6 protein-coding genes and 1 pseudogene are annotated in these 6,807 nt (G+C 42.4%); 1 reads left to right on the plus strand and 6 read right to left on the minus strand.

Going from position 1 to position 6,807, the window contains the following annotated elements; genetic code table 11:
• Both ACP45E_RS04405 and ACP45E_RS04410 read right to left on the minus strand, forming a co-directional pair.
• A pseudogene (locus tag ACP45E_RS04405) lies at positions 1-510 on the minus strand (glutamine--fructose-6-phosphate transaminase (isomerizing)); the annotation flags it as partial.
• A 104-nt stretch (positions 511-614) separates the two neighbouring features.
• Positions 615-1,376 carry a DeoR/GlpR family DNA-binding transcription regulator gene (locus tag ACP45E_RS04410; RefSeq protein WP_026026655.1) on the minus strand — a complete coding sequence of 254 codons (762 nt, stop codon included), beginning with the start codon at positions 1,374-1,376 and terminating at the stop codon, positions 615-617.
• A 422-nt stretch (positions 1,377-1,798) separates the two neighbouring features.
• On the opposite strand from ACP45E_RS04410, the gene pykF reads away from it, so the two are divergent.
• Positions 1,799-3,211, plus strand: coding sequence for a pyruvate kinase PykF (gene pykF / locus ACP45E_RS04415; RefSeq protein WP_017035149.1), 1,413 nt, complete (start codon positions 1,799-1,801; stop codon positions 3,209-3,211).
• 115 nt (positions 3,212-3,326) lie between these two features.
• On the opposite strand, the gene ACP45E_RS04420 is transcribed toward pykF, so the two are convergent.
• From ACP45E_RS04420 to pgk, 4 genes are all read right to left on the minus strand, one after another.
• Positions 3,327-4,025: an oxidative stress defense protein gene (locus ACP45E_RS04420; protein ID WP_017035148.1), complete on the minus strand. Its 699-nt coding sequence runs from the start codon at positions 4,023-4,025 to the stop codon at positions 3,327-3,329.
• Positions 4,026-4,307: 282 nt separating this feature from the next.
• Positions 4,308-5,171 (minus strand): small-conductance mechanosensitive channel MscS, encoded by an 864-nt coding sequence (gene mscS, locus ACP45E_RS04425; protein ID WP_017035147.1) that lies wholly within the window; start codon positions 5,169-5,171, stop codon positions 4,308-4,310.
• A gap of 289 nt (positions 5,172-5,460) precedes the next feature.
• On the minus strand, positions 5,461-6,537 hold the full coding sequence (fbaA, locus tag ACP45E_RS04430; protein ID WP_017035146.1) for a class II fructose-bisphosphate aldolase: 1,077 nt from the start codon (positions 6,535-6,537) through the stop codon (positions 5,461-5,463).
• A 137-nt stretch (positions 6,538-6,674) separates the two neighbouring features.
• On the minus strand, positions 6,675-6,807 hold a 133-nt coding region (gene pgk / locus ACP45E_RS04435), incomplete at its 5' end, for a phosphoglycerate kinase (protein WP_069584741.1).

Consider the following 6,807-nt stretch of genomic DNA (forward strand, 5'->3'; position numbering starts at 1 on the left):
AATACGGCTAGGATCTTTACGATCAACAGCTACCGTGCCGTATGCACCGTCTAATTGTTTTGCTGTTTTTTGGAGAGCTTCAACCAAAGAGTCTGATGTGCGCAATTCCCACTCAACTAGGTGAGCAATAACTTCAGTATCCGTTTGTGAAGTAAACACGTAGCCACGCTCTTGCAAGAGAACGCGCAGTGCTTCGTGGTTTTCGATAATGCCATTGTGTACAACGGCAATATCACCAGACATGTGAGGGTGTGCATTCGCTTCAGATGGCTCACCGTGTGTCGCCCAGCGAGTATGTGCAATACCAGTACCACCAATGACATGTTGCTCGTCTACTGCGTCTGCTAACTCTTGTACTTTACCTAGGCGGCGTACACGAGTTAGGTTAGATTCGCTATCAACCACAGCAACACCTGCTGAATCATAACCTCGGTATTCTAAACGGCGAAGGCCCTCTACTAAAATCTCGGCTACATCACGCTGCGCAACGGCACCTACAATTCCACACATAGTATTACTCCATTATATTTTTATTGTGTTCATCCCCAAGGCGGCAAGCGAAAGCCATAAAATAGGGACGTTGTCTTTTCTAACATTCTTTTTAAGTGAGATTTTTAAGCGAGAATGACTCGCACATTATTGAATTCAATCTCAGCACAATGTTCTGGTGAAAGATCGCTATCGGTCACCAATACATCGATACTTTCCCAACCCAATTCTAAATTGGGGATTTTTCGGCCCAGTTTTTCAGACTCAACCATCACCACAACTTCCCGTGACACCTCAGCCATGACCTTGCTTAACCCGACTAACTCATTAAATGTAGTCGTTCCTCGGCTAAGATCGATCCCATCGGCGCCAATAAATAGCTGATCAAAATCGTAAGAGCGCAACACAGACTCTGCAACTTGTCCTTGAAAGGACTCTGAGTGAGTATCCCAAGTGCCACCGGTCATTAATAAGGTTGGCTCACTTTCAAGATCATTCAGCGCATTCGCCACATTTAAAGAGTTGGTCATCACCACTAATCCGTTTTTATGATTCAACTGCTGTATAAGAGCAGCAGTGGTGCTGCCACTGTCAATCACAATGCGATTATGATCTCGAATAAGATTCGCGGCGGCAGTTGCAAGTTTGATCTTTCGAGGCGAAACTTTAGGGCCAAGCTCTTCATTGACGACTTCTTTGGGTAGTGCAATTGCACCACCATAGCGTCTTAATAGCTGGCCATTTTTCTCAAGTTCAGCCAGATCCTTTCTAATCGTGACTTCAGATGTTGTAAACTTACAGGATAATTCCTCTACGCTGACTTCTCCCAACTCCATAATTAGGTTTGAAATGGCGTGCCTTCTAAGCTGTGTATTTCGTTTCGACATCAAAAAGTCCACTTAAAGTTTCAAACTGAAACCAATTATAGTCAAAACGAAAGATAATCGTCCATTTATTTCGATCTAAAAAATAAATATTTCATACCAAAACCTTGTCCTAAGACAACTCTATACCGTGATATTGGAATGATTCGGTGGTAGAATTGCGCCCGAAAAGAAAATAAATTACAGAATTAGTCGTTATTTGTTTGCAAACTTACCCAAGCAAGTGGGGTGAGTCCTATAAAAACCCAATATTTGCGCTTTTACTTGGTCATAAAATGACTAAAACAAGTGAAAGACTTACAAGACTGATGTAGTTATTTAAAAACCAATGAGTTTTGGCTAATAAGAAATGCTAAACGCAGGTTCTACATTAAAATGACAAACCAATTTCAAATTTAAATATTACTTACCGGAGAGTATCTTCCATGAAAAAGACCAAAATCGTATGTACGATCGGCCCAAAAACTGAATCTGTTGAGAAACTAACTGAGCTAGTGAATGCAGGCATGAACGTAATGCGCCTGAACTTCTCACACGGTGACTTTGCAGAGCACGGCACTCGTATTGCGAACTTCCGCACTGTAATGGAAGCAAAAGGCGAGCAACTTGCTATCCTTCTTGACACTAAAGGTCCTGAAATCCGCACGATCAAACTAGACGGCGGCAATGACGTTGACCTAGTAGCTGGTCAAGAGTTCACTTTCACAACTGACGCTTCAGTTGTAGGTAATAAAGATATCGTTGCTGTTACTTACCTAGGTTTTGCTAAAGACCTAACCGCTGGTAACACTATTCTAGTCGATGACGGCCTTATCGAAATGGAAGTGATCTCAACGTCTGAAACTGAAGTTAAGTGTAAAGTTCTTAACAACGGTGCTCTAGGTGAAAACAAAGGTGTTAACCTTCCTGGCGTTTCTGTTCAACTTCCAGCTCTTTCTGAAAAAGACAAAGCTGACCTTAAATTTGGTTGTGAGCAAGGCGTTGATTTCGTTGCTGCTTCTTTCATCCGTAAAGAAGAAGATGTTAAAGAAATCCGTGCTCTTCTAAACGCTAATGGCGGCGAAAGCATCCACATCATCTCAAAAATTGAGAACCAAGAAGGTGTTGATAACTTCGATTCAATTCTTGAAGCTTCTGACGGCATCATGGTTGCTCGTGGCGATCTAGGTGTTGAAATCCCAGCTGAAGAAGTAATCTTCGCTCAAAAAATGATGATCGAGAAGTGTAACCGCGCACGTAAGATGGTTATCACTGCAACTCAAATGCTTGATTCAATGATCAGCAACCCACGTCCAACTCGTGCTGAAGCGGGTGACGTTGCGAACGCTATCATGGATGGTACTGATGCTGTCATGCTTTCTGGCGAAACAGCCAAAGGTAAGTACCCTGTTGAAGCCGTAACTATCATGGCTCAAATCGCTAACCGTACTGACAGCGCTCTTAAAGCTGAGCTAGGTTCTCGTTTAGACAGCCCACGTCTACGTATCACTGAAGCAGTATGTAAAGGTGCGGTAGACACAGCAGAGAAGCTAGCTGCTCCTCTAATCGTTGTTGCAACTGAAGGCGGTAAGTCTGCACGTTCAGTACGTAAGTACTTCCCAACAGCAAACATTCTTGCTCTTACTACCAACAAGAAAACAGCAGCGCAGCTAGTACTGACCAAAGGTGTTAAGCCAGTTCTTGTTGATTCAATCGAAAGCACAGACGCTTTCTACATCAACGGTAAGACTATTGCTCTAGAGTCTGGTCTTGGTAAGAAAGGCGACATCGTACTAATGGTTTCTGGCGCATTGGTTGCTTCAGGTACAACTAACACAGCTTCTGTTCACGTTCTTTAAGAACTGACTAGATTCTGATGTTAAAAAAGAGAGCTTCGGCTCTCTTTTTTATTTCTATCATTCTTAGATTTAAAGCCTTAACACGCCTCTTCAAGGCTGGTGGTTACTGAGCCACTCACTCATTCTCAAGCTTGTAAATCACATCCACTCTATCTCGAATCACTAGAGTAGAGTCTTGATAACTGTTACTTTCCGCTTTTGCATCCATTGACATTGAACGCATAAGAACAGGCTGAGTACTTGGCATGTTGTAGTCTATGCGCCATACGCCACCTATCTCTTGTTCAAAACCTTGCGCTAAAGACTTTGCTTTGGCATTGGCGTCTTTTATTGCAGCAAGTCGCGCTTGTTGTTGATATCTGCTTTCATCACGAACTTTTAGACGAATAGCATCAACCTGATTTATGCCTTCATTTAAGGCGACATCCAGGTATTGATTAAGCTTGGTCAAATCATCCACTTTTACCGTCACAGTACGAGATGCACGGTACCCCACCAGCTCTGGTTTGCCTTTTTTAGGGTAATGATATTGAGGGGTCAGATACAAATTTGAGCTATTGATGCTTTCGCTTGTCACGCCATGTTGGCTAAGCTGAGCAATAAAGTCATCGACCACCGTATCAACAGATTGTTTGGCTTGCTCTGCGGTCATGGTCGTTTCAACCACTCTCACCGTAAACTCTGCCATGTCTGGGGTTGCCTGAACTTCCCCGTAACCCGTCGTCACTAGATGAGGAAAATTAGGGGCAGTAGCAAATGCAGTTAAGCTCATCAAACCACTGGTTACTAAGGTCAAAATAGGTAACATCTTCATCTTTAATACCTTATAGTTTTATCACTTATATAATAGGCCATCCCTTACCATTGGCTACCATTTCACCAATAACCTGACATAACTTTTACCTAGACTTATCTTATTGTCATTGAGATTCACTCAGCCCTGTATTTCATCATATTAACGTCTGGAAGCTTATAGCGAGCAACAATAAAAAAGCGAGTCTCATACAACCCATATATCTCACATACTGGGCTGGATGAACTCGCTTTTGCTATGGCAGACCGTTGCTATTCGGCCCAACCTAAAAATGTCTTTTTATTAATCGACTTTATTAAGGTGTACGTCCATTTGAGGGAATGGGATTTCGATATCATTTTCATCCAAAGCAATTTTTATCGCTTGAAGCGTATCAAAGTAAACATCCCAATAATCGGCGGTTTTACACCAAGGTCGCACGACAAAATTAACCGATGAATCAGCAAGTGCGCTCACACCAATTTGAATACCTTTCTCTTTAATTAAACGAGGGTCAGCTTCAAGTGTTTCGCGAATAACTTGTTCCGTTTTCTTTAGATCGGCACTGTATGACACACCAATCACGTGATCAACACGGCGAGTATCATGACGAGAATAGTTAGTGATTGGGCTACCAATAACACCGCCATTTGGCACAACAACCATTTTGTTATCTGGCGTTGTTAATACCGTTTGGAAGATCTGAATAGATTCAACTGAACCAGCAACCCCACCAATCTCCACGTAGTCGCCAGACTTAAACGGACGGAATGCAACAATCAGTACACCTGCAGCAAAGTTTGACAGCGAACCTTGCAGAGCAAGACCCACAGCTAGACCCGCAGCACCAATAACAGCAACAACAGAAGCGGTTTGAACACCCAACCTGCCCAATGCTGCAATAAGAACAATCACAAACAACAGGTAACGAACTAGACCATGAATAAATTCAATAACGGCCTTGTCCATATCCTTTTTCTTTAAAACCTTCGCAACGCTATTCGCCACTGCTTTAACGATCATATTACCGATAAACAGAATAAGTACTGCGGAAATAATGTTCACACCATATTGAACAAATAAATCGGAATTATTCGTTAACCACGTTTCCGCATGTGTTAACCCATCAACCAAAGGAGTTTCAATCTCCAGTGAGCCCTCTGCCATATCTTAGTCCTCTTAAAATACATCTAAACCAAACACATTTAACACCCGCAGCCTTAGAAACAAACCGTTACAAATGCCGTCGAATTTTTGGCACAATATCTTATTTATGGCGCATTGCAAAGTAAGAGTTTGGTTAACTTACGTTACTAGACCACTTTTGATAACAACCTGTTACAGGTTACGCATAAATGTAATGTTTCGCTAGGTTTAATCACGTCTTAGAAATGAATTTAGGGCATAAAAAAACCCGCTAGAGAGCGGGTTTTTAAAACGGTTATCGAAGACTAAATTATAGTACGTCGATTGCGTTTAGGTCAGAAAATGCTTTTTCTAAACGAGTAACCATTGAAGCTTGACCAGCACGTAGCCATACGCGTGGATCGTAGTACTTCTTGTTTGGCGCAGCTTCACCAGTTGGGTTACCGATTTGACCTTGAAGGAAATCAAAGTTTTCAGCTGAGTAAGTACGGATACCGTCCCACGTTGCCCACTGTGTATCAGTGTCGATGTTCATTTTGATAACACCGTAGCCGATAGACTCTTGGATTTCAGCTTCAGAAGAACCAGAACCACCGTGGAATACGAAGTTTAGAGCGTTAGGTGCGATACCGAACTTCTCTGCACAATATGCTTGAGAGTCACGTAGGATAGTTGGAGTAAGCACTACGTTACCTGCTTGGTAAACACCGTGTACGTTGCCGAAAGAAGCAGCGATAGTGAAACGTGGGCTAACTGCGTTTAGGATCTCGTAAGCGTATGCAACATCTTCAGGAGAAGTGTATAGCTCAGATGCATCCATATCAGTGTTATCAACACCGTCTTCTTCGCCACCAGTACAACCTAGTTCAATCTCAAGCGTCATGTCCATTTTAGCCATGCGCGCTAGGTATTTAGCACAAGTTTCGATGTTCTCTTCTAGAGACTCTTCAGAAAGGTCAATCATGTGAGAAGAGAATAGAGGCTTACCCGTTTGTGCGAAGAACTCTTCACCAGCGTCTAGTAGACCGTCGATCCATGGAAGAAGTTTCTTAGCCGCGTGGTCAGTATGCAGGATAACTGGAACGCCGTAAGAAGCAGCAACAGCGTGTACGTATTTTGCACCCGCTACAGCACCAAGGATTTGTGCACCTTGACCTTCAAGTTTCACGCCTTTACCAGCGAAGAAACCAGCACCGCCGTTAGAGAACTGAACAACAACAGGAGCTTTAACTTTAGCAGCTGCTTCTAGAACACCGTTGATTGAATCAGTATTGACTACGTTTACTGCAGGAAGAGCAAATTTGTTTTCTTTTGCTACTTCAAATACTTTCTGTACGTCATCGCCAGAAATTACACCAGGTTTTACAAAATCGAAGATCTTAGACATGGAAAAAGTCCTATTTATTCTATCGTTTTAAGATTAAAAAACTAAAGTTTAAAAACTTGCAAACGTTTGCTCACAACGCGCGCATTGTATCAAACAAACATAAAAAAAGCGGAAATTTTTATTCCCGCTTTCATCAATTACTTCTTAGCACGCTCTTCAAGCATTGCTACAGCTGGAAGTACTTTACCTTCAACAAACTCAAGGAAAGCGCCACCGCCAGTAGAAATGTAAGAAACGTCAGCTTTAATACCGAAAGATCGGAAGAGCGGT

The sequence above is a fragment of the Vibrio genomosp. F10 str. 9ZD137 genome (genome assembly GCF_049974785.1).
In the GTDB taxonomy this organism is placed as follows: domain Bacteria; phylum Pseudomonadota; class Gammaproteobacteria; order Enterobacterales; family Vibrionaceae; genus Vibrio.

Coding starts and splice junctions, on each gene's coding strand:
- pykF (WP_017035149.1), top strand. CDS start 1,799: ATGAAAAAGACCAAAATCGTATGTACGATCGGCCCAAAAACTGAATCT.
- fbaA (WP_017035146.1), bottom strand. CDS start 6,537: ATGTCTAAGATCTTCGATTTTGTAAAACCTGGTGTAATTTCTGGCGAT.
- ACP45E_RS04410 (WP_026026655.1), bottom strand. CDS start 1,376: ATGTCGAAACGAAATACACAGCTTAGAAGGCACGCCATTTCAAACCTA.
- mscS (WP_017035147.1), bottom strand. CDS start 5,171: ATGGCAGAGGGCTCACTGGAGATTGAAACTCCTTTGGTTGATGGGTTA.
- ACP45E_RS04420 (WP_017035148.1), bottom strand. CDS start 4,025: ATGAAGATGTTACCTATTTTGACCTTAGTAACCAGTGGTTTGATGAGC.